This window comes from Sorangium sp. So ce119, assembly GCF_051524405.1.
Taxonomy (GTDB): Bacteria; Myxococcota_A; Polyangia; order Polyangiales; family Polyangiaceae; genus Sorangium; species Sorangium cellulosum_G.
Genome location: NZ_CP150311.1, coordinates 940,271 through 962,727 on the forward strand (window position 1 = coordinate 940,271; position 22,457 = coordinate 962,727).

Consider the following 22,457-nt stretch of genomic DNA (forward strand, 5'->3'; position numbering starts at 1 on the left):
GCGCTACCAGGTGACCTTCTGCGACCCGCGGAGGAAACGCCACAGGCCGACCACCGCCGCCGCGTTGAGCACCACGAAGGTGCGCGCGAGCGCGCCGAGCTTGCCCGCGGCGCCCCCGAGCACGGCGAGCAGATAGAACGCCGCCTGACCCCCGAACAGCGCGCGCGTCGCGTAGAGCGTCCACGACACGTCGCCGCTGGTCTCGGCGCCGAGCCAGGCGACGGTCGACGTGATCAGCAGCGCGACGAGCGCCCAGGGGCACACGAGGCGAAGCAGCTTGTGCGAGAAGACCTCGAACCAGGACGGGTTCCTGAACGGAACGAGGAGCGCCGGCAGCAGCGAGAAGAGCTGGTAGTTGCCCGCGAGCGTGCGCACCTTGCGGCCGAACTCGCGCTCGTCGCCGAAGGCGTCGTCGTACGCGATCGCGTCCTGCGCGAAGAGGATCGCGCGGCCCTCGAGGCGGAGCCGCATCGGCACCCACATGTCATCGAGGATGACGCCCTCCGGGAGCTGGCCCATGTCGGCGCGCCGGATCGCGTAGATGGGACCGGTCACCCCCACCATGCTCCGGAACCGCCCCTCCTGGAGGCGGATCCAGTTCTCGTAACGCCAGTAAGCCCCAGAGCCCGCCGAGCCCTTCAGGACGAGGTTGCCGGAGACGCAGCCCGCGTTGGGGTCGGCCAGCAGCCGCACGAGCGCCCGCAGCGCGCCGGGCACGAGGGGCTGGCGGACATCGGTCATCAGCAACACCTCGCCCGTCGCGACGCCGAGCATCGTGTTCACGCCGATCGGCTTCCCGCGCCGCGCATCGCTCACGATCACCTTCACCCGCGGATCGCGCTCGGCGAGCTGCCGGGCCACGAGCACCGTGTCGTCGGTCGAGCCGTCGGAGTAGAGCAGGACCTCCAGCTTGTCGCTGGGATAGTCGAGCGCGAAGAGGCTCTCGACCTTCGCCGGAAGGTACGACGCCGCGTTGTAGACGGGGATGCACGCCGTCACGGTCGGCAGGTAGCCCGGATCCTCCTTCCGCTGCGCCGGCCACAGCCGCGCGAGCACGCCGATAACGACCGGGTACCCGAAGTAGGTGTACACGAGCACCGCCACGGCCAAAAAGGAGGCAATTACCACGCTAAACTGTAAAGCGCCGGTCGGGGGCGGTTGTCAATCGACATGGATGCCCCCGCCGCGGCAGAGCGGTCCACGCCGCCTGCGCGCCGCACGCCGCACGCCGCGCGACGCATGTCGCACGTTCGTCACCGCATGGCGCGCCACGCGTGGCGCGTGCGGCGCGACACGCGCGCGCCGCACGCGATCAGTTCCGCACCTTCACGCTCCGGATGACGTCTCCATCCACGAGCGCCGCCCACGGCCCGGCGGCGGCGCCGACGGCCGCGTACTGTCCGTCGAGGTGCGGCGCGCGCGCGTGCATGACGAAGAGCTGGCTCGATCCGGTGTCGCGGCCGGCGAGGGCGACGCCGACGCGGAGCGGCTCGAACGGCACCGGCGACGTCTCGCAGCGGAGCGCCGGCCTGCCGGCAGGACCTCCGGCGCCGTCGCCGAACGGCGCGCCGAACTGGGTGACGAAGCCGGGCACCACGCGGTGCACGATCTTGCCGTCGTAGTATCCCAGGCGCGCGAGGTCGACGAAGCGGGTCACCGCGATCGGCGCCAGCGCAGGGTCGAGCGTCATCGTGAGCTCGCCGGCGTCCGTGTCGAACGTCAGCACCGCCGGCTCGCGCACGAGCGCGGACGCCTCGGACGGCACCTCGCCGACCGGCGGCGCGACGAGCGGCCGCCCCGCGGCGCCCGCGTCGCCCGGCAGCCCGGCGTCGCACGCGACCTTGCGGCCCCTGAGCACGCCGAGCGCCGTACCCGCGCGCGCCCGCGTCGTGGGGTAGCTCGACCTGCAGAGCTCCTCGAGGCGGGCCTCGGCCGGCCTCAGCGCGAGCGCCCCCGCCGCGTCGATGACAGCGCCGATCAGCTCCGGGTCGTCGCGCGCGGCGGGGCGATCGAGGATCGCGATCAGCGCGGCCTCGATCGCCGGCGACGTCACCGCGGCGGGAGCGTCCTTCCCCTCGCGCCCCGCCCTGCGCTTGCGCTTCCCCTGCCCCGGGGCCTCCGACGCGCGCTGCGGCTGGCGCGCGATCACCTCGGCCGCGGCGGCGACGAGGCCCGGCGCCTCTGCAGCCAGCGCCTTCGCGAGCAGCTCGGGCGCCCCGGCGATCTCCTCGTGCGAGGCGATGAGCTCGATCGCGGCCTCCCGCGCGCGCAGATCCCCCGACCCGGCGTAGGCGCGGAACGCGGCGAGCCGCGCGCCCGTGATGGCGCCGCGGCCGATCACCTCGACGACCGCCCGCGCGCCGATCGAGCCGCGCACCGGCGCGCCGGCGTCCGGCTTGCTCTCCGGGTCGTCCGGCGCCGTGACGTCGCAGCCGAGCAGCAGCGGATCGCGGAAGTTCTCGCCCGCGAGGAGCCTGGCCGCGCCGCAGCGGAGCCACGCGACGCGGCGGAGGATCGCCGCGGGCGCGCTCGGCGGCGGCGGCAGGGCGGCGAGGTCGCGGAGCGGCTTGCGCGCGGCGCCCGCCGCGCCGAGCGCCTCGAGCGCGGTGAGCAGCGCGCCGAAGTCCTCGCTCACGAGGCCCGTGAGCGCGATCGGGTCCGCGCTCGGGACGAGCGAGGCGACCGCGTCGGCGAGCGCGCGCTGGCCGGGCGCGCCGAGCCGCTTCAGCGCGCGCGCGGCCTCGGCGCGCTCGCTCGCGGAGAACACGCCGCGCGTGGTGAGCACGCGGGCGAGCTCGCCGACGGCCGCCTCCCCTCCCCTGCCGAGCGCGCGCACCGCGAAGAGCCGCGCGTCGCCCGCCTCCGCGAGCCGCGCGGCGGCGACGTCGCGGATCCGCGGGATGACCGTGAGCGGGACGTGCTCGAGCCGCCCGATCGGGTAGAGCGCCTCTGGCACCGGCGGGCTGGCCGCGCTGCCCGAGGCGAGGTTGAGCAGCGCGACGAGCGTCTCCTCCCGCAGCTTGAGCTTGATCGCCGCGAGATCGCCGAGCGCGTACGCCGCGTGGACCGCGCGCTCGCGCGGCCCCTCGAGCCACGCGACCAGCGTCGGCTCGGACGCCTCGGCGCCGCACCGCCCGATGGCTCGCGCGAGCGCGCCGCCCGCGTCGAGCCGCGGAGGTCCCGCGGAGGCGGCGCTCGGTGCGGCCGACAGGCCCGGGCCGGCGTCGCGGGCAAGAGCACGCGCGACGAGCATCGAGACCGTCTCGCCCTCGTGCTCCTTGCAAGAGGACCCGAGGCCGTACGCGGCCCACGCGATCACCTCGTCGTCCTCGTCGGCGAGCGCCCGCACGAGCCCGGGCCGCGCCGCGTCGCCGCCGATGCGCGCGAGCGCGCGCGCGGCGGCGCGCCGCACGTCGACGTCGCGGCTCTGCTGGTCGGCGGGGCTCACCTCCAGGGCGGCGCGGCGCTGCTCGGCGGCGAGGAGGGCGCCGAGCCGATCCTGCGCCGCGCCGGCGGCGGCCGGAGCCGCCGCAGAGCTGCCCGCGTCGGGCGCGGGGCCGGACGCCGGCTGCCCGTCGCAGGCGGCGAGGGGCTGGGACAGCGCGAGCAGCGCGAGGAGAGAGGAGGAGCGCCTTCGCGGCATGATCACGTTTCACCCTGCCGGGCGGCGTCGAGCAGCCAGTCGGCGCTCTCGCTGAGGATCCGCCGGCGGCGCATCGCGCGCGCGTCGAGCCACATGGAGACCACCTCGTGACCGCGTTGCCACGCGCGCGCAACCGCCGGCGCGCTCACGTGCGGCGACGGCAGCGCGCAGGCGTCGATCCCGACCTCGCGGAAGTTCTGGAGAGCCCTCGCCATGTGCCAGGGACAGGTGACGATCGCCGCCCGTCGCGCGCCCATGCGGCGCAGGAGGGCCGCGCTGAAGATCGCGTTCTCGTGCGTCGTCAGCGACCAGAGGTCCTGGACGATCGCCTCCGCCGGGACGCCGGCGCGCCGCAGCTCGGCGGAGAGCACGCGCGCCTCGATCTGCGCGCCCCAGCGGCGCCCGCCGCTGGCGATCACCCGCGGCGCGACCCCCTCGCGGTAGGCCTGCGCCGCGGTCGCCGCGCGGCGCGCGCCGGGGGCCGCCGGGCGCCCGGACGGGAGCATCCTGCAGCCGAGGACGACGATGGCGTCCGCTTGGAGCGGCATGGGCCCGACCATAGCCCATCGGCCGCGGCGTTCGGTGCCGCCCGCGCTTCGCCGGCGCCGCCGCCCGCGCTTCGCCCGCGCCGCCGCCTGTTCGGGCGCCTCCGCGGGCCGCCGCGGGGCCGGCGACTACCCCGCAACTACATTGGCGCCGTGCCCCTGCTCCCCCGGCCAGGTCTCCACGTCTGCGACCTTCCTTGCTCCCGGAGCACCAGGCGGCTTGACGCTGCCCGCGCTCGGAATCTAATAGCTCTACCTTGAAACGGGCGGGGTTCAGCGAGCGAGGCAGGATGCGGATCAAGATGTGGGGGGTTCGCGGAAGCATCCCCACGCCCGGTGCAGGCACGGTCGAAGTCGGCGGCAACACGAGCTGCTACGAGATTCGTGCCGGCGAGACGCTGGTCATCCTCGATGGCGGGACGGGGCTCCGTCTCCTCGGCCAGGATCTGGTCAAGGAGATGCCCTTCGAAGCCTGGATGTTCTTCAGTCACGTGCACTGGGATCACATCCAGGGCTTCCCCTTCTTCACGCCGGCGTTCGTGCGCGGCAACAAGATACATCTTTACGGCGGCCTGAACGTCTCCCGGACGCTCGAGGAGACGCTCGCCGGGCAGATGGACTACCCGAGCTTCCCGGTGCACCTCACGGAGATGGGCGCCGCGATGACCTTCCGCGATCTCTACGAGGGCGAGGTGGTCACGATCGGCCCGAACGACGACGTGCGCGTGACCAACGCGCGCGGCAACCACCCGAACGGCGTGTACGCGTACCGCGTCGAGCACGAGGGCAAGGTCGTCGTGTACATCACCGACTCCGAGCACTACGCGATCGTGGACCCGAAGCTGAAGAAGCTCGCCATGGGCGCCGACGTGCTGATCTTCGACGCCATGTACACGCCCGAGGAGTACGCGGGCGAGGTGGGCGGCGGCCCGAAGACGGGCTGGGGTCACGCCACGTTCGTCGCGGGCTGCGAGCTCGCGAAGGCGTGCGGCGCCAAGCAGCTCGTCCTGCACCACCACGACCCGAACCAGACCGACGCGATGGTGCGCGAGAAGGAAATGCGCGCCCGGGAGCTCTTCCCGAACACCATCGCCGCCCGCGAGGGCACGGTCATCGAGATCTAGGCGCTCTCCGACGAGCGTCGCGCGGCGGACGGCCCCCGCGGGGCGCGCAGGGGGCGCGGCCGCCGCCGCGGTGTCACGCGCTCTTCGCCATCGGTTCCCCGTTCGGCTCCCGGGTGATCTCCTCGATGCGGGCGCGCATCCGCTTCTTCGCGCGCTCCTCGATCTGCCGCACGCGCTCCTTGCTGACGCCGAAGTCGGCGCCGAGCTGCTCGAGCGTCACGGGGCTGTCGGTCAGCCAGCGCTGGTTCATGATGCGGCGCTCGCGCGGCGATAGCTCGTTCACGACCTGGAGCAGCGCGCGCGAGAGCTGCTCGCGCTCGTCGGCGTCGCAGGCCTCCTCCTCCGGCGTGTGCGAGCTCGACGCGAGCCGATCCACCGGGGCCACGCCGTCCTCGGTCGGCGAGCGCTCCAGGCTGACGTCGCGCGCCATGAGCAGCGGGAGCAGCTCGGTCGCCCGCTCCTCCGTCAGGCCGCTCAGCTCGGCCAGCACCGCCGGGTCCTTCTCGTGCGTCTTGCGGTAGATCCGCAGCGCGCGGCGCTCGCTCTTCGACGAGCCGAGGCGCACGATCCGGTACCCCCGCGCGACGTGCTCGCGGATCTCCGCCCGGATCCAGTACGCCGCGTAGGTGGCCAGGCGGCAGCCGCGGTCCGGATCGAAGCGCTCCGCCGCCTTCAGGAGGCCGATGTTCCCCTCCTGGACGATGTCCTCCATCGGGAGCCCCCACCGCCGGTACTCGAGCGCGATCGTCATGACGAAGGGCAAGCACGCCTCGATGAGGCGCCGGCCCGCGCCCCGATCACCAGCGCGCCAGCGGAGCGCGAGCTCCCGCTCGGCCTCCGGGCTCAGGGTGGCGTAGTTCGCGAGCTCTGTACGATAAGCCGAGAATGCCGCGCGATCCCAGGTGGTGTTCATGGTCTCTTTGCTCTCCGCCGCGCGCGCCCGATCAAGGAGGACTGGGTTGGGAGACCCCTGCAAGCCGGTGGGCGGCACCGGGGCAGATGCAGGCGGGATGCCGGGATAAACCTTAGGAAATCGCCTTTTTTTGCGCTGGAATGCGCAACGTGTTCGGATCCTTGGAGGGACGCGAAAGCTTTGCGGGAAAGCGGAGGAGCACGAATGCGCGGCGGTGAGCCCAGATCCACGGCGCGCGAGCGGCGGAAGCGGACGACACCAGCGCCGAGCCTCCGGCGCCCGGGGGTCGGCAGGGCCGCCGGCGCCGCCCAGGAGGCCCGCGCGGGCGCGGGTAGGACGGCGACGATGACGACGGCGACGGCGACGATGACAGGCGCGCCGGTCCTCGTCGCCGCCGCGGTCGCCCCTGCCCCTGCGCCCGGCGTCGTGGTATTCGGAGAGCAGTGAGGACACGCGTCGCGAGCTCCGTCGCGTGCATCGCCGCAAGCCTGGCGACGCTCGCCTTGCTCTCGCGCGAGGCCGAACCGCCCCTCGCGAAGGCGCAGCGCGGGATCGCGCGGCCCCTGCTCCACGCCCTGTCGCCGGCGGACGAGGAGATCGACGGCGCCGGCTGCGACCCCAACGCGCTCGACCGCGGCATCGCCGTGCCGACCGGGGCGCCGACCTCGCTCGGCTGCGATCAGGCGCGCGCCATCATCGCCCAGGCCCGCACCACGCTGGCCGCCCCGCCGCTCCACGTCGATCCCGCAAAGTTTGCCGAAGCGACCTCCGACTGGCTGGATCCGCACGGGTTGTGGTCGGTCGCCCCGGACGCTCCCGTGGGCGCGTCGCTGCGGCGAGACGCCGCCGCGCTCCTGGCCGAGCTGCATGCGCCGGTGGGGAGCGGGCCGTGCCCCGTGGCGCTGCGCGTGGGTCAGGAGCTCGCCCGGTGGTCGCGCGAGCTCGACGGGATCTTCGGCGAGGGCTACCAGCGCGGCCTGGCCAGCCCGCCCGCGACCCTCGCGGCGGCGTGGGAGCTGATGTCCTCGGCGCCGTTCGAGGACGGCGAGGTGACGCGGAGCGCCCGGGACCTCGCGCGCGAGCTCGGCCGCGAGGTCGGCGGGCTGCGCGCGCGCTTCGGCGAGCCGCTCGCCCGCTACGCCGACGCCGTGCGGGAGCGCACGGCGCCGTCGATGAGCGACGAAGGCTGGGCGCGCGCGGTGATCGCGGCGGCGGTGCGCGCGTACGTGCCGCAGCTCGACGCGCACGGAGCGTGGGCGCCGCTCGAGGAGGAGGTCTCCATCTACGATCTCGACCTCGAGGCGCACCCGCCGGCCCGCCTGTGGCAGGAGATGACGCGCACCGCGATCGGCGTGCGCATCGACCGGGGCGCGCTCGCGCCGCTCGCGGACGGCGACGTGGTGCTCCGGATCCAGGACCTGCCCATCTCCGGCATGAGCGTCGAGCAGGCCGAGCAGCTCGCCGTGCTCGCCGACGTGCGCCCCGGGACGACCGCGCGCGTGGCGGTGCTCCGGCGCGGGGCCGCGGCGCCGCTCGATCTGACCGTCGCGCCGCAGGCGACCGGGCCGCAGCCGGCAGAGCCGGGGCCCTCGGAGCTGCCGCTCGACGTGGTGCGGTACGGCGACGGCAAGGTCGCGGTGATCACCATCCCGGACGTGCCGGACGACCTCGGAGACAGGGTCGCGGCGGCGCTCACCCGGGCGCGGGCGCAGGGCGACACGCGGGGCGTGATGCTGGACGTGCGCGCGAACGGCGGCGGCTCGACCGACGGGGCGATCGCCGCGCTCGGGCTGTTCCTGCCGGGCGTGCCGCTGTTCCCGATGCGGCGCCGCGACGGGGGCGTCGAGGTGGAGCGCTCGCCCGACGTCCCGCCGGAGCGCGGGTGGAGCGGGCCGCTCGCGGTGCTCGTCGACGGCGACTCCGCGAGCGCGGCGGAGATGATCGCCGGCGCGATCGCCAGCTACCGGCGCGGCGTGGTCATCGGCGATCGCACCTACGGCAAGGGGTGCGCCCAGGAGTACCTCGACGACGACGCCCACGTCGGCGTGCTGCGGCTCACCACGCTGCTCTACGCGCTGCCCGACGGCGCGCCGGTGCAGAAGGTCGGCATCGTGCCGCAGGTGCAGCTCTCGCTGCCGGCCACGAACGAGCGCGAGGCGCGCGTCGACCGGGCGCTCGGCCCGTGGCGCGGCCCCGACGTGCGCGATCTCCACCGCGTGCGCGACGTGCCCTGGCCGGCGCACGCGGGGCGCGTGGGGCCCTGCCGCGAGGACACGGTCTGCCGCGCGCTGCGGTCGCTCGGCGCGGTCCGCGCGGCGGCGCGCTGACGCGCGGCCGACGTGGACGCGCGGGCCTCTGCGGCGGCGCGCGCGAGCGCTGGCGGCGCGCTCAGCGCTTGAAGAGCTTGCCGAGGAGGCCGCCCGCGGGGGTCGGGTCGTTGGTCGTCCGGCTGCGCATCTCCTGCACGCGGACCTCGCGGATGGCGTCGAGGTTCCTGGGGTTGATCTCGGCCGCCAGGCGGAAATCGCGGATCGCCTTGTCGACGCGCCCGGAGCGCTTGAGGAGCATGCCGCGGTAGAAGAGCGCCCGCTCGTAGCGGGGCTCCTTCTGCAGCACGGCGTCGAGCGTCTGGATCAGATCGTCGTAGTGCGCGCTCGTGGCCCCCTCCGCCAGCGCGGGCGGCTCGCCGCGCCGCTGCGCCTGGATCCATGCGAGCAGCGTCATGTACTCGGGCTGCTCCGGGTCCTCGTTCAGCGCGCGCCGCGCGCGGATCTCGGCGCCCACGAGATCGTTCTTCTTGAGCAGGACCTCGGCCTTCTGGAACTCGAGCGCGGCGTCGACGACGCGGGCGATCTTCTCCTCGTCCTCCGCGGGCGACGGGGCCTCCTTCGGCCCCTGGAGGTACTCGGCGCGCCGCCTCGGATCGCTCAGCGTCTGGTACGCCTCGCTGATGCGGGCGAACACGCGCGCGACCAGCGGCTTGACGTCCTGGAACTCCGGGGGCGTCCGGTCGGGGTGCCACTGCTTGGCGAGCGCGAAGTAGGCGCCCTGCACGCGCTCGGGAGGGGCGTCCTCCGCGACGCCGAGCATCTCGAAGAAGCTCTCGCCGTCGATCGAGGCGGCGCGCGCCTCGATGTCGGCGCGCCGCGCCGCGAGCTCGGGGCTCAGCCCGGCGCGCGGCAGCGGCGGGAAATCCGGCGCGAGCGCCGCGGCCGCCTGCGGCTTCGCGGGCGCCTGCGGCCTCGCCGCCTCGGGGGCGCGCGCCGGCGGCGGAGGCGCCGCCGCCTCGGCGCGCCCTCCCCCGCGCGCCGCCCTGCCCTCCGCGCCGACGACCGCCATCTTCACGGTGGGCGCCTGCTGCGGCTGCGGCTGCGCGCGGGCGCCGGGAGCGGCCGGCGGCGGCTTCGGCGCCCTCGGATCCGCGCCGCGGGGCGCGCCGCCAGGATCGCCGCCGGACGCGCGCGGCTCGAACGACGCCGCCGGCCCGGAGCCCGCGGCGCCGCGCGCCTCCGGCGCCGCGGACGGGGGCGGCGCGGTCGTCGTTCGGCGCGGCGCGACCGGCTCGGCGAACGGCGATCCCGATCGCCTGCTCGACGGCGCCGCGGCGTCGTCGGGGTGCCTCGGCGATGCGCGGCCCTCGGCCTCGCCGCGCGCCGGGCGCGGCCCGGGGACCGTCGAGCCCGAGGTGGGGCGCGGCGAGCGCGCCGCCGCGCCGGGCGGCTCGCGCTGCGGGGCCTGCCCCGCGTCGGCCGGGGGAGCGCCGGCCGCGCGGTCGCGGCCGAGCCCCACGGGGCGCCGGCCGGGGGCGCCGAGATCGAGGTGCCGCGTGATCGCGAGCGCGTAGATCGTCAGCCGCACGACGCGCTCCTGCGCGACGCCGGCCCCGACCAGCTCGGCGATCGTCATGCGCCGCGTGCGCAGCAGGTCGACCACGGCCGCCTCGTCGCGGTGGAGCTGGAACCGCTTCATCTCGGCCTCGACGTGGAGGCCGAGCGGCCGGCTCTGGATGCGATCGAGCGTCGCGTCGATCAGCGGATCGTCGGCGTGGAGCCGGACCCCCGCCATGATCACCGCGAGCGGCTCGCACCCGATGAGCTCCGGGCCGCCGTAGGACGACAGCAGGTTCTGGCCGTCGTAGTAGGCGTACCGCGTCGCGGGCGAGAGGTCGTAGAGCGCGACCAGCTTGCGCACGAGCTGCTGGCGGAGCACGGCGAAGACCGTCTCCCGGTCGAGCAGGCCGCGGGAGACGAGCAGCCGGCCGTGCAGCACCCGCCGCTTCGTGATGTCGCGGAGCGTCTCCCGGAGCGTCGCCTCGTCGAGCAGGCCGAGCTCGACGATCACCCGGTCGAGCGGGGCGATGATCGTCCCGGTCCAGATCTTCGCCGGCACGCCGTCGCTGAAGAAGATGCCGTGGCGGACGCCGTCGGGGTCGACGAAGCACGTCGTGCCGGTGAGGCGCCGGTCGAGCATGTACACGAGCAGGTGCACGAGCGGCGTGCGCGCGAGCGTGCCCTCCGCGGTCGGCGGATCGGCCGGCAGCGACAGCACGGCGATCGGGCCGGCCATGGCCGACGGCGGCAGCTCGGACTCCGGGCTGCGATCGCGCCGCGGCGGCTGCTCTCCCCAGCCGCGCGTGCGCGGCGTGGACGAGCGCGCGCTCTCCTCCGGGACCTCGTCAGGCTCGCTGTCTGTCTGCACGGACCACGACTCCTCTCGCTGAGCGCCCGGAAGCGCGTACGGGTCCTCCGCGGCGGCGGGCTCCTGCTGCTGCGGTGGATCGGGCCAGCGCGCCGTGGTGCGCCCCGGCCGCAAGGTCGGCGAGCGCTTGCCGGACGGCGCCGGCGGCAGGTCCGCGAGCATCCTGGCCTCCGCGCCGCCGTCGTCGGGCAGCTGCGCGGCGTCGGGCGACGACGCGGGCCCGCGGCCGGCGTCGCCGGGCCGCGGCTGCGTCCTCCGCCCCGCCGGCGCGCTGGTCATCGGCAGCGTGGGCGACGAGGGCCGCGTGATCGGCTGCAGCGGCGGCATGCGCAGGTGGTTGAGGGGCGACGCCGGCGGCGGCACCGGGATGGTGCGCATCGCCGGCGGGTCCGCCGCGCTCGCCGGCGCGCGGTGCGACGCCTGCGGCGCCTCCTGGACCGCCGCGTAGGCGCGCATCGAGGCGACGGCGGGGTCGTCGCTTGTCGCGACGATCCGGCGGATGTGCCGCGTCGGCTCGCCCTGGCGGGGCCGCTCCGCGAGATCGACCTCGAGCGCGCGCGCGGCGATGGGGCCGCCCGAGGCGTCGAGCACGAGCCGGACGCGCGGCTGCGAGTAGCGGGCCGGGTGCGACGGCGTCTGGACGACCAGCGCGACCTCCCCGGTCGAGAGCTCCACGAGGGTGCCGGTCGGAAAGATCCCGAGCGCCCCGACGAGCAGCCGAAGCACGGTGCGGTCCGCGGGATCGGCCGCCTCCTGCTCGAGCTTGGCGATCGCCTCGTCGGCGGAGAGCGGCGCCTCGCCGGGCGCGGCCGTCAACAGGTCGTTGAACGCGCGCGCGGTCGCGAGGATGCGCGCCTGCAAGGTCGGCTGGCGGAGCCCGCGGTAGACCGGGCCGAGCGCCGGCTGCCGCCGCACCCAGTGCGCCTCGTAGGCCACCACCGTGCGCATCACGCTGGGCTCGTTCACGAGGCCGAGCGCGGTCAGCACGGCGGCCGTGCCCGCGGGGACGTCCGCGTCCTGCTGCTCGCTGAGCTGCGGGACGAGCCCGCCCGCGCCGCTCTTCGCGGCGCCGGTGAGCCGCGGCCGCGCGGTGTCGAAGAGCAGCGCCGCCATGGAGAGCCGCTGCAGGAGCACGACGTCGCTCGTGATCTGCCGGGCCATCGCGAGGCTCAGGATCGCGGTGTTCACCGCGCGGCCCGCGTCGTCGTGGTTCTGGTTGCGCAGCGCGGTGACGCCGAGGAAGGCGGGTGTCTCGTTCGCGGAGAGGTCGACGAGGCGCTGCGTGATGCGCTTGACGCCCTGCCGCAGCGTGTAGCGGCCCTGCCGCAGGTCGTCGTAGAAGCGGCGGATGATCACGATCGCCGTCGCGTAGGTCCGCACGATGGCCGCTGCCTCGTCGCCCTCGCGATCGATCGAGACCTCGCGGCGGAGCACGGCCTCGTCCACGGCGCGCAGGCGGACGCGCGGCGCCGGGCGGTCGACGAGCGCCGGCTTGCTGCTCCGGAGGGCCTCGGCGAGCGCGGAGGCGAGCGCGTAGAGGTCGCTCGCGCGGACGTCCTTGGCGACGCCGATCTCGGAGTAGCCGCAGCGGGCCAGGATGTCCCCGAGCTCGAGCGCGCCCTCGTAGACGGCGCGGTTCGCCTTGAGGAGCTGCCCGGAGACGAAGACCGAGCCGCGGGTGAACAGGATGGAGACGTTGTGGCCGGAGCGCTGGCCGAAGTCCTGGATCAGCGAGACCGTCTCCTCGACCTGCCGCACCATGGCCTGGTTGTCGATCGAGTGCAGCGTCGAGAGCTTCACCAACCGGAAGAGCGCCTGCACCACGCTGGCGGCGAGATCGCGCGCCTGCTCGCGCCGGATGTTCTCCGACATGTTCTGGCTGATGACGTCGATCTGGGGCGCGGTCACGGCAGCTCCCCGGTCGTCGAGATCCGCTTGCCGAGGCGCCCGGCGATCGCCTCGGCGGCGGCGGTCGCGGCGTCGCGCAGCGGCTGGCTGTTCCAGGGTCGCCGCTTCGCGGCCGCGAGCGCGGCGTCGAGCGCCTCCTGCGAGCACGCCTCGCGGCCGAGCAGCTCCGCCGACAGGCAGCGCGTCTGCTCCGCCGCGTCGTCCGCGAGCAGGCCGTGCCGCTGGAGCAGCTCGACGGCGACCGACTCGCCGCGCGCCGGGTTCAGCGTGTAGAGCGCGCCGAGGAACTCGCGCCGCTCGTCGAGCGTGAGCTGATGGAACGAGCTGTCCTGCACGCGGCGGACGAGCAGCGGGCCGGCCGCGCGGACCTGGTGGTGCGCCAGCGTGCGGAGCGCCGCGACGCGCACGTCGGGCGGCGCCGACTCGGCGAGCGAGAGCAGTTCGTCCCTGATCTGCTCGGGGCTCGTCGCGAGGTGCGCGATCGCCTCGCAGCGGAGCGCCGCGTTCGCGCACCCGGAGAGCCGCTTCAGCGCGCCCAGGGCGCCCGGCGTCCGCGACGCGGCGAACATCTTGAGGATCGGGCGGGTGACGTCGAGATCCAGCGTCATGAGCGCGTCGACGACCCCCTCCTCGTGCCCGGGCAGCGTCCGCTCGAGGTGGCCGAGCAGCGCGCGGCGCAGGGCCTCGTGGCCGACCTGCCCGACGACCTCCATCGCGACCGGCAGGTACTCGGGGCCGAGCCGCTGCAGCACCGGCGCGAGGCGCTGCGCGACGAGATCCAGATCCACCGGGGCGGGCGGCGCCGCGGCGCCCGGCGTGCCCGTCATGAGGACGCGCGTGGCCTCGCGGAGGAGCAGCCGCATCGTGTCGGGCGGGAACATGCCGCGGGTGAACTCCGCCGCGAGCGCGCCGCCCTGCTGCCTGGGCGCGAGCGCGTCCAGCGCCTTCTCGACCGCGTCGTGCATCGCGAAGAGCGTGTCGAAGCGGCGCGCGAGGATGAGATCGCGCGCCGAGGCGGCCATCGGCTCGGTCACGAGCTCGACGTCCTGGTAGCGCTTCGCGTTCAGGAAGGCGTCCGCCACGACCTCGACGAAGCGCTCGCTCCAGCGGTCCGGGCTGAGCACGAGCTGCGTGCCGAGCGCGCGCTGCGCGACGGGGTCGAGCGCGAGCGCGCTCGCGGCGCGGCGCGCGGCCTTGAGCGCGGCCGCGTCGGTGTCGATCACCATCGCGGCCGCCTCGGCGCGGTTCGCCTTCTCCTCGGCGGCGCGCCGCGCCATGCCCTCGAGGTCGTCGGCCTCGTGCCAGAACTGCTCGCGGTCGGCCGCGTCGCCCTCGACGAAGACGCTCACCACGTCGTAGCGCACATGCTCGAGGCGGCGCTCCCACAGGGCGGCCGCGACGTCGTCCTCGGGGGCGAGGTCACGCAGCGGATCGAGCAGCAGCACCTCGCAGAGCGCGCGCAGCTCGTCCTCCGTGATGCCAGGTAGGAGCTGGACGCGCCGCACGCCGGCCGCGAAGAGGTTGTACGGGACCAGATCCAGCGGGTGCGACGGCTCCCAGACCGTGCGCCGGCGGTGCTCGAAGGCGTACGGCGAGAGCGCCCAGTGGACGAGGTTCGCGTCGGCGCGCAGCGCCTCCACGATCGCCTGGAAGGCCGCCCGGAGCTTGTTGTCCGCGTCCGGATGGCTCCAGCCGTAGTGGCGCACCGCCGGGAGCAGCCGCTCCACGCGGCGGAACACCTCGGTGAGCCGCGCGACCGCGGGGTCGTCCGGCTCCGCGTCGCCCAGCTCCTCCTCGGGCGCGGGCTCCTCGGGCGGCCGCAGCCCGACGGCCGTGGGCGAGTCGTCCGGCGGGGGGCGCAGCGTGCTGTGCGGCGCGCTGCGGCGAGGCGCGGACGCGCCGAGCTCCTCGAGGAGGCGCAGCACCTCCTGCCGCATCTGCGCGGCCGACTCGTAGCGGTTGCGCCGATCCCAGGCGAGCGCCTTGTCGACGAGGCCGATGACCGAGGCGGGCAGCTCGGGCGCGATCCGCGCGAGCGAGGGCGCCGGCGTGGTCGCGGCGAGGATGAACGCCTCGTTGTCCGAGCGCCCCTGGTGGAGGCGCTGGCCGCTGAGCACCGCGTACAGGGTCGCCCCGATCGAGAAGAGGTCCGCCCGGCCGTCGACCCCCTCGGTCAGCCCCATCGCCTGCTCGGGCGCCATGAACGAGGGCGTCCCGAGCGCCGTGCCGGCCTTTGTCTTGTCGCCGGGCGCGCCGCGCAGCCTGGCCACGCCGAAGTCGAGCAGCTTCACCGCGTTGTCCTTCGTGATGAAGATGTTCGCGGGCTTCAGGTCGCGGTGGACGATGCCCTCGGCGTGGAAGCTCTCGAGCGTGTTGAGCACCTCCCCCGCGATCCAGAGCGCCTCCGCGGCGGGGAGCTTCCGGCTCTTGCGCTTCCAGAGCTGCTGCACGGTCTCGCCGTCGAGCAGCTCCATGACGAGGAACGGCTCATCCTGCTCGGTGATGTCGTCGTCGAGGATCGCGACCCGGCCGGGGTGATCGATCTTGTTGGCGACGTACCCCTCGCGCAGGAACCGCTCGCGGATGCCGACGTCGCGCGCGAACTCGGCGTGGAGGATCTTCAGCGCGGCGCGCGAGCCGTTCCGGTGCGTGGCGGCGTACACCGAGGCCATGCCACCCACGCCGAGGAGGGCGTCGATCCGCCACTTGTTCTTGACGGTCATCCCGACGCGGGCGCGCGCCCGCTGCTTCTCGTCCGGCGCGTCCGTGACCTCCGAGGGCGGAGGGAAAACGGACTCGGGGATGACGCCGCGTGAGGTCATTTGGCCACCGGAAGGCGGCAAATCGTATCACCTCCGCGCCCTCACCAGGCTCCGGATTTCACGCGCATTTCGCGCGGGAGGGCGGCCGACCTTACCGTCGGCGGGCCCCTCGCCCGGCCCCCGGCGCTCCGAGGGCGGGGCGCCCGGTCAGGAGGGCCCGGGCGCGGCGACGACCGCCCGACAACGCGCGTCGTTGAGCACGAGCCGGACGCCGCGGTTCGACGGAAAGAGGGCGTTGAGGCGCGCGGTGACCGCGGGATCGCCGGTGAAGACGTCGATCTGCCGCCCGACGACCTTGATGCCCCGATCCTCGGCGACGAAGCAGCCGTCGTGACGGCCCCCGCCCGGGAGCGGCAGGCCGACAAGCTCGGGCACGTAGAGGGATGTGCCGAGCGGGATGACGCTCGAGTCGACCGCGACCGTGCGCAGGGGGGTGATCGGGCGCCCGGTCGCGCCCCGGCCGTAGGGGAACCGCCGCGGGTCCAGCCGCTCGAAGCAAACCTGCTGGCCTGTGCGCGGGCAGACGTCGGCGCACGCGCAGCCACGCCGCGCGAAGCTCACCGTGTCGCCCGAGGCGAGCCGGCCGCTCCCCTGGACGCAGACCTGGTCGTGGAACGCGCGCGGGACGCTCGCGAGCGGCGCGCAGGCCGCGTCGTAGAGCGCCGCGTCCTTCGGCCCGTCGCCCTCGGTCGGGAAGTCGTAGTAGGTGTTCCGGAACAGCCCGGGCCCGGAATCCGGCGTCGTCGACGTCGCGCGCGTCGCTCGGACCGCCTGCGCGGCGTCGGCGGCGCGCGCGGGCCGTCCGTGCTCGCGCACGAGGATCGCGGGCCCGTCCTGCCCGAGGTCCGCCTCCGCGGCGCCGCGCCGATCGCCCGGCGCCTCGCCTGGCGCGCCGGCGACGCGCGCTCGCGCGCGATCCTGCGGATCGCCCGCAGCGCCGGCGCCCCGGTCGCGGCCGCCGTCGTCGGACGCGGGCGCGTGGAGCCAGCCGCCGCCGCCGCGCGCGATCCGCGGCTCGCTCGATCCGTCGTGCACCCAGTCGGCGCCCGCCTTCGCGGTGCACCCCGCGGCGAGCGCGATCAGGAGCGCATGGAGCCCGCGGACCGCGAGCGCGCCGGCGCGCGCCGCGCTCGTCAAAAGACGCCCCCGAGGCGGATGAGCTCCCGGATCGCCGTGGCGGCGATGTCGGCGCGCGCCCAGAGCGCGGCGGGGGCGCCGGCGGCAGCGGGCGCGGCGCCGGCGGCGATCACCACGGGCGCCGGATCGCCCGCGCCCGGCTGGCCGAGGCGGCTCGCGACGAGCCGCAGCGGATCGACCACCAGCGCGAACGCGATGTCCGAGCCGAGCGGGGCCAGCGCGGCGTTCATGGCCGGCACCCCGCCGAGGCGCTCGCCCTGGGGCGCCGCGACCACGCTGCGGAGCCCCGCGGCCGGGTCGTTGCCGACCGACGCGAACAGGCCGTCGTCGCGGACGATGTAGAGCAGCTCGATCGTCGGCGGCGGCTGCGACGCGCCCGGCGCGCCGGCCCCGCGCTTGTCGGCCGAGGCGCCCGCGGGCCCCTTGCGCGCCGGCGGCTGGCCTGCGCCGGGCTGGCCCGCGGCGGCGGTCTGCTCGAACCGCACGCGCCGCACCTCGCCCTCGAGCTGCGGGAGCTCCGCCTTGCCGGTGGACATCCGGAGCCCCTCCCGCTGCAGCGCGGCCCTGACCGGCTGGATCTCCCCGATCCCGAGGAGATCCTGGACGGCGGTCTCGAGCTTGGCGCGGTCGCCCACCGCGGCGCGCACGAACGCCGTGGGACCTGCCTCGTTGAACCGGAGCCCGCCGGCGAACCAGTCGCCGCGCGCGTCCGACGCCGCGCGGATGACGGCGCCGAGCCGCTCCCGCTCCGCGGGCGGGAGGCCGCCCTCGACGAGCCCCGCGAGGGCGTCGACGAGCTTGGGGACGTTCTCGGCGCGCGACGCGGCCCGATCGCGGACCACGATCCCGGCGAGCGCGTCCGCGGGCAGCTCGAGCAGCGGCTTCACGTCGCCCACCGCGAGATCGGTCGACGCCTTCGACGCCGGGCCGTCCCCGGCCTTCGGCGTCCCGGAGACGCGCAGGTGCGCGTTCTCGTCGAGCACCAGCGTGACGCGCGCGCGCTCGAGATCGCCGAGCATCGCGAGCGCGCCCTCGACCGCCGGGGCGAGCGGGACCGCGGTGGGGCGCGGGGCGCCGTCGGGCCCGCGGGCCTGGTCCCAGGCGCTCCGCGCCGCCCTGAGCACCGGCCCCTCGATCGCGGGCCGCGGGATCTCGACCGCGAGGTCCTCCTTCGGCACCTGGGCCTGCGGCATCGTCCGCGCGACATACGGGCCCACGGTGGTCAGATCGCCCGCGCTCTCGGCGACGAGCAGGTAGTTGCCGAGGACGCCGAGGGCCGTCGGGCTCGTCCCCTGCAGCGGCTCGAGCAGCGCGATCGAGGTCGCCGCGTCGGGCGCCGCGCGGAAGCGCGCCCCTTCCCCGCGCGTGAGCTGGTCGATCAGGCGCCCGCCGTCCTTCACGTGGATGCCGATCGCGACCCGGGGGCGCGGCCGGTCGGGGGCCTCGACGGCCGCGCCGAGCACCGGCACGCTGCCGTCGATCTCGGACGCGACGGCGATGGGCAGGCCGAGCAGCGACGCGGTGAGGGCGCCGGCGCTGCCCGGGAGGAGCGCCGCCGAACCGCCGACGAGGGCGCGCACCTTGGCCCACGTGGCGTCGGGCGTCGGGAGGAACGCCTCGGCGACGAGCCCCACCGGCGCGGGCACGGGGCTCAGGCCCACGACGCCGGCGTCGGCCGGCGCGCCCGGCGATTTGCAGCCCAGCGCGCCCGCGCTCAGGCCGACGAAGGTGGCCAGGAGCGCCGCGGCGGCGCGGCGGCGCAGGAAGGAGGTCGGATGCACGATCACGAACGAACCGTAGCGCCTTCCTGCCGCGAGCGACCACGAACCTGCGAAATGGCCGGACGGCGCGGCGCGGCGGGACCGCGGCGCGCCGCGGCCGAGGCGCGGCGCCGGGGGCCGAGAGGAGGCCCAGGGCTGCGACGAGGCGCGACGCGGGCGCAGCGGCGCGTCAGGGCCTCGAGGCGCGGCGGGCGGCGACGACCACGGAGGACTCGCCGAGACAGATGCGCGCGAGCGAGAGCAGCATCGCGTTCTCGCGGACGCGGTGCAGGAAGCTCTCGCGCAGGGCGGGCTCCGGGATCGCGGCGGCCCGGGCGAGGAGCCGGCCGCGGGCCCGCGCCGCGGCGGCGCGAGCGCCCTCGAGGTCCCCCGCGGAGCGCGCCGCCTCGACGAAGGCGACGAGGACCAGCGACTCGAACTCCTCGATGCCGCCGTGGCGCGCGAGGAGCTCGGAGGCCTCGCGCGACGCGGCGAGCGCCTCGTCGACGCGCCCCTGCGCCGTGAGGGCGCGCGCGAGCGCGGCGAGGGCGCCGGCGCGGGACGGCGGCGCCACCTCGAGGAGCTCCGCGGCGCCGCGGGCGTCGGACTCGGCCGCGCGGAAATCGCCGGCCGCGTGGGCGATGAGGGAGGCGTGGACGCGGGCGCCGCCCTCGAAGCGCAGGTTGCCCTGGCCGCGGCACTCCAGGATGACCTGCCGCGCGAGCGCGAGCGCCTCGTCGAGCTGGCCCCGGGCCGTGAGCACGCGGCCGAGGTTCTGCCGGGCGCGCGTCGCGACGGCGCGCAGGCCCATGCGCTCGGCCGCCTCGAGCGCGGCGGTGAGCTCCTCGCCGGCCCGCGCGACGTCGCCGACCTCGAGGAGCGCGAAGCCGAGGTTGACGCGGGCGCTGCACGCGTCGCGGGCGTCGCCGGCGCGCTCGAACGCGTCGATGGCGGCCGCGTAGCCCGCGAGGTTGCCCGCGGGATCGCCGACGTGCCGCGCCCGCGCCCCGAGCAGCCGGTGCACCTCGGCGGCGACGCGCGGCGTGAGCGACGCGTGATCCGCCGCGAGCGCGCGGACCCGCGCGATCAGCGCGTTCGCCTCCGCGTAGCGCCCCGCGGGGAAGAGCTGGCGCGCCGCCGAGCACAGGGCGATCACCCGCGCCGCCCGGGGGTCTACCGCGACGCCCGCCGCGGGCGGCTCGGCGCGGACCTCCGGGCGCCGCGCGCCCTCGTCGCCGGGCCCCTCGGCGGCGAGATCGCCGCACGCGGCGACCTCCTTCGCCCAGGCGGTCGTGAGCACGGTGTCGCCCCGCCGGCCGCTCGCGATCATCAGCTCGTCGGCGGCGCGGAACCAGAGCGGCGCGCCGCGGGGCAGGCGCCGCGCCGCCTGGGCGGCGCAGCGCTGGGCCTGCTCGAGCTCGCCCCGCCAGCGGTGGGCCTCCGCCTGGACAAGGCGCAGCGCGCCCAGCGTCTCGCCGCCGCGCGCGCTGCGCGGGCCGGCCGAGGCGCCGCCTTCCTCGTCGGGATCCGCGTCGGCCAGCCGGTCGCAGAGGTCGCCGTGCCGCGCCCCGCGCTCGGCGAGCGCGATCGCCGCGGCGAGATCGCCGCGCGCGAGCGCCTGCTCGGCGCCGCGCAGGAACCACCGCATCGCCCGGCCGTGCTCTCCGCCGTGGTCGAAGTGCTCCGCCAGCGCGAGCGCGTCGAGCTCCCCGACCTGCTCGAGCCACGCGCCCGCGAGCCGGTGGCCGAGGAGCCGGTCGCCCCGGGTGAGCGTCGCGTAGGCGGCCTCGCGGAGGCGAGCGTGGCGGAACGCGTACTCCTCTTCGCCAGGAAACCTGCACGCGGGGCGCCGCTCGACGAACGCGCGCGCGACGAGCTCGGAGAGCCACCGGTCGAGCTCCGGGGCGCTCTGCGCGCCGCCGAGCAGGGCGGCCACGCCGCCGCGCCAGAACGCCTCGCCGAAGATGCTCGCCGCGCGGAGGATGCGCCGCACGGCCGGGTGCAGGTCGTCGAGGCGGGCGTGCGCCATCGCGAGCACCGTCTCGGGCGAGGCCTCCGCGTCGCCGCGGGCGATCGACCGGATCAGCTCCTCGAGGCAGAAGGCGCGCACCGCCGCGCCGCCGTCGACGCGCGCCCGCGCCGCGGCGTCCTGGCCGGGCGCCTCGCGGACGAGCTCCCCCTCTGCGCCGCGGGAGAGCCCGTCGAGCCCGACCTCGATGGCGTCGCGGCCGGCCCAGAGCTCCGCGTAGAGGCGCTCCACCTCGGGGCGGCCGAGCGCGAGGAGGCCGGCCGTCACGTCGTCGATCAGGACGCCGCCGTGCGCGGGCGCGCCGCCCCTCGCGCCGCCGGCGGCGCGCTCGGGCCCGCCGCGCGCGCGGGCGCCGAGGAGCGCCGCGGCGCGCTCGATCACCTGCCGCGCGGGCCATCGCCCCGAGGCGGCGTCCTGGCCCATCGCGAGCGCGACGGAGAGGTGCGCGGGCAGCAGCGCGCGCAGCGCCAGCGCGCAGCGCGCAACGCGCGCTGCCTCGTCCGTCGGCGTCCTCGGCGCCGCCCCGGCGGCGCGCGGCGGCGCTGCCTGCGGCTCGGCCTCGCCGTCCGAGAGCGTGACGACGAGCCACCTGGAAGCGAGCCTGTCGACGCGACCGCCGAAGGGCGCGACCGCCGCCCGGATCGCCGCCTCGGTCGCGGCCCTGGGCGCGGGCTCGTGGGGCCCGGCGCGCGGCGCAGCGGCCTCCGGCGCGAGCTCGGGGAGCTCGGCCCGCGGCGCGCCGGTCGCGGTGTCCGAGGCGGGCGCCGCCGCGGCAACGTCGCTCGCGAGGGCGCCATGGATGAGGACCACGCTGATGAGCCGCTGCTCGACCGCGACGCTCTCGGCCAGCGCCCGCGCGGGCCGCACGCTCGCCGCGGCGTCGTCGCGGGCGTCCCTCGCCTGCTCCATGGCGGCGCAGAGCTCCGCCGCGCTCGCGAGGACCTCGCTCCCGTCCCGCGGGCGGCCGTCCGGCTCCTTCTCGAGCATCCAGGCGACGAGGTCGTCGAGCGCGGCCGGCACGTCGGGCCGCAGCTCGGACAGCCGGGGCGGGCCCACGAGGGCGGCCTTCGCGAGGATCGCCATCACCTGATCGCCGGCGAACGGCGGCCGGCCGGTGAGGCCGTGCCAGATCACGCACCCGAGCGAGAACACGTCCGCGCGGGCGTCGACGAGCGCGCCGCCGCGCGCCTGCTCGGGCGCCATGTACCCCGGCGTCCCGAGCGTCACCCCGTTGCGCGCGCCCGCGCGCTCGCCCTGCCGGAGGACGCCGACGCTGCCCGCGCGCGCGGGCAGGCCACCAGGCACGGAGTCGGGTCCAGCGCCGGCGACGGCGCGGGCGATGCCGAAATCGACGATCTTGGCGGCCTCCAGCGCGCCGCCCGGCAGGAAGATGTTGCCGGGCGTGACGTCGCGGTGGACGATCCCCCGCGCGTGCGCCGCGCCGAGCGCGCCCGCGAGGCGCCGCAGCAGCGCCACCGCGCCGTCCACGCCGAGGCGCTCGCGCGCCACGCGCGCGGCGAGATCCTCGCCGTCGAGCCACTCGAGCGCGAGGTAGCGCTGCCCATCCCCGGTGACCCCGTGCGCCACGTAACGGACGATCCCCGGGTGGCGCAGCTCCGCGAGCAGCCGCGCCTCGCGCTCGAGCCGCCTCTCCTGGTGCTCGGCCCCCCGGTGCAGGACCTTCAGCGCGACGGGGCTGTCGTCGGTCAGGTCCGTGGCCCGGTACACCGAGCCCATCCCGCCCGATCCCGCCAGGCCTTCGATCCTGAAACGGTCCGCGACCGTGACTCCCGGGCGCATCAGCCGGGCGATTATACGTCGGACCGCCGTCGCTGATAGGGGAAGCCCGCGCCCCGGGGCGCGCTGCAGCGTACGCCC

11 protein-coding genes are annotated in these 22,457 nt (G+C 76.3%); 2 read left to right on the forward strand and 9 right to left on the reverse strand.

From position 1 onward, the window contains the following. Nucleotides 1-3: 3 nt before the first annotated feature. From WME76_RS47905 to WME76_RS47915, 3 genes are all read right to left on the reverse strand, one after another. On the reverse strand, nt 4-1,128 hold the full coding sequence (locus tag WME76_RS47905; protein WP_437962908.1) for a glycosyltransferase family 2 protein: 1,125 nt from the start codon (nt 1,126-1,128) through the stop codon (nt 4-6). Nucleotides 1,129-1,312: 184 nt separating this feature from the next. Continuing rightward, on the reverse strand, nt 1,313-3,643 hold the full coding sequence (locus WME76_RS47910) for a peptidylprolyl isomerase (protein WP_437962909.1): 2,331 nt from the start codon (nt 3,641-3,643) through the stop codon (nt 1,313-1,315). Between the two features lie 2 nt (nt 3,644-3,645). Further along, nucleotides 3,646-4,191 (reverse strand): YdcF family protein, encoded by a 546-nt coding sequence (locus WME76_RS47915; RefSeq protein ID WP_437962910.1) that lies wholly within the window; start codon nt 4,189-4,191, stop codon nt 3,646-3,648. A 287-nt stretch (nt 4,192-4,478) separates the two neighbouring features. Here WME76_RS47915 and WME76_RS47920 point away from each other — a divergent pair, with 287 nt between their 5' ends. Then, nucleotides 4,479-5,312, forward strand: a complete 834-nt coding sequence (locus WME76_RS47920) for an MBL fold metallo-hydrolase (RefSeq protein WP_061615851.1) — start codon at nt 4,479-4,481, stop codon at nt 5,310-5,312. A 73-nt stretch (nt 5,313-5,385) separates the two neighbouring features. Here WME76_RS47920 and WME76_RS47925 read toward each other — a convergent pair whose 3' ends face one another. Beyond that, nucleotides 5,386-6,225 carry a sigma-70 family RNA polymerase sigma factor gene (locus WME76_RS47925; protein WP_437962911.1) on the reverse strand — a complete coding sequence of 280 codons (840 nt, stop codon included), beginning with the start codon at nt 6,223-6,225 and terminating at the stop codon, nt 5,386-5,388. 443 nt (nt 6,226-6,668) lie between these two features. Here WME76_RS47925 and WME76_RS47930 point away from each other — a divergent pair, with 443 nt between their 5' ends. Continuing rightward, the gene (locus WME76_RS47930; protein WP_437962912.1) at nt 6,669-8,552 is read left to right on the forward strand and encodes a S41 family peptidase; all 1,884 of its coding nucleotides are present in this window, start codon (nt 6,669-6,671) and stop codon (nt 8,550-8,552) included. A gap of 61 nt (nt 8,553-8,613) precedes the next feature. On the opposite strand, the gene WME76_RS47935 is transcribed toward WME76_RS47930, so the two are convergent. The 5 genes from WME76_RS47935 to WME76_RS47955 all read right to left on the reverse strand — a co-directional run bounded on the left by WME76_RS47935 (nt 8,614) and on the right by WME76_RS47955 (nt 22,379). Continuing rightward, nucleotides 8,614-12,831, reverse strand: coding sequence for a DnaJ domain-containing protein (locus tag WME76_RS47935; protein WP_437962913.1), 4,218 nt, complete (start codon nt 12,829-12,831; stop codon nt 8,614-8,616). Then, nucleotides 12,828-15,653, reverse strand: coding sequence for a protein kinase domain-containing protein (locus WME76_RS47940; RefSeq protein ID WP_437962914.1), 2,826 nt, complete (start codon nt 15,651-15,653; stop codon nt 12,828-12,830). The genes WME76_RS47935 and WME76_RS47940 overlap by 4 nt, the downstream gene beginning before the upstream one ends. Nucleotides 15,654-15,800: 147 nt before the next feature. Then, nucleotides 15,801-16,790, reverse strand: coding sequence for a 3D domain-containing protein (locus WME76_RS47945; protein ID WP_437962915.1), 990 nt, complete (start codon nt 16,788-16,790; stop codon nt 15,801-15,803). Further along, on the reverse strand, nt 16,787-18,577 hold the full coding sequence (locus WME76_RS47950; protein ID WP_437962916.1) for a hypothetical protein: 1,791 nt from the start codon (nt 18,575-18,577) through the stop codon (nt 16,787-16,789). The genes WME76_RS47945 and WME76_RS47950 overlap by 4 nt, the downstream gene beginning before the upstream one ends. Nucleotides 18,578-18,740: 163 nt before the next feature. After that, nucleotides 18,741-22,379, reverse strand: coding sequence for a protein kinase domain-containing protein (locus tag WME76_RS47955; RefSeq protein WP_437962917.1), 3,639 nt, complete (start codon nt 22,377-22,379; stop codon nt 18,741-18,743). Nucleotides 22,380-22,457 lie beyond the last annotated feature (78 nt).

Excerpts from the sequence above, each read along its gene's own strand:
- WME76_RS47910 (WP_437962909.1), bottom strand. The coding sequence starts at position 3,643 with ATGCCGCGAAGGCGCTCCTCCTCTCTCCTCGCGCTGCTCGCGCTGTCC.
- WME76_RS47915 (WP_437962910.1), bottom strand. The coding sequence starts at position 4,191 with ATGCCGCTCCAAGCGGACGCCATCGTCGTCCTCGGCTGCAGGATGCTC.
- WME76_RS47920 (WP_061615851.1), top strand. The coding sequence starts at position 4,479 with ATGCGGATCAAGATGTGGGGGGTTCGCGGAAGCATCCCCACGCCCGGT.
- WME76_RS47925 (WP_437962911.1), bottom strand. The coding sequence starts at position 6,225 with ATGAACACCACCTGGGATCGCGCGGCATTCTCGGCTTATCGTACAGAG.
- WME76_RS47940 (WP_437962914.1), bottom strand. The coding sequence starts at position 15,653 with ATGACCTCACGCGGCGTCATCCCCGAGTCCGTTTTCCCTCCGCCCTCG.
- WME76_RS47955 (WP_437962917.1), bottom strand. The coding sequence starts at position 22,379 with ATGCGCCCGGGAGTCACGGTCGCGGACCGTTTCAGGATCGAAGGCCTG.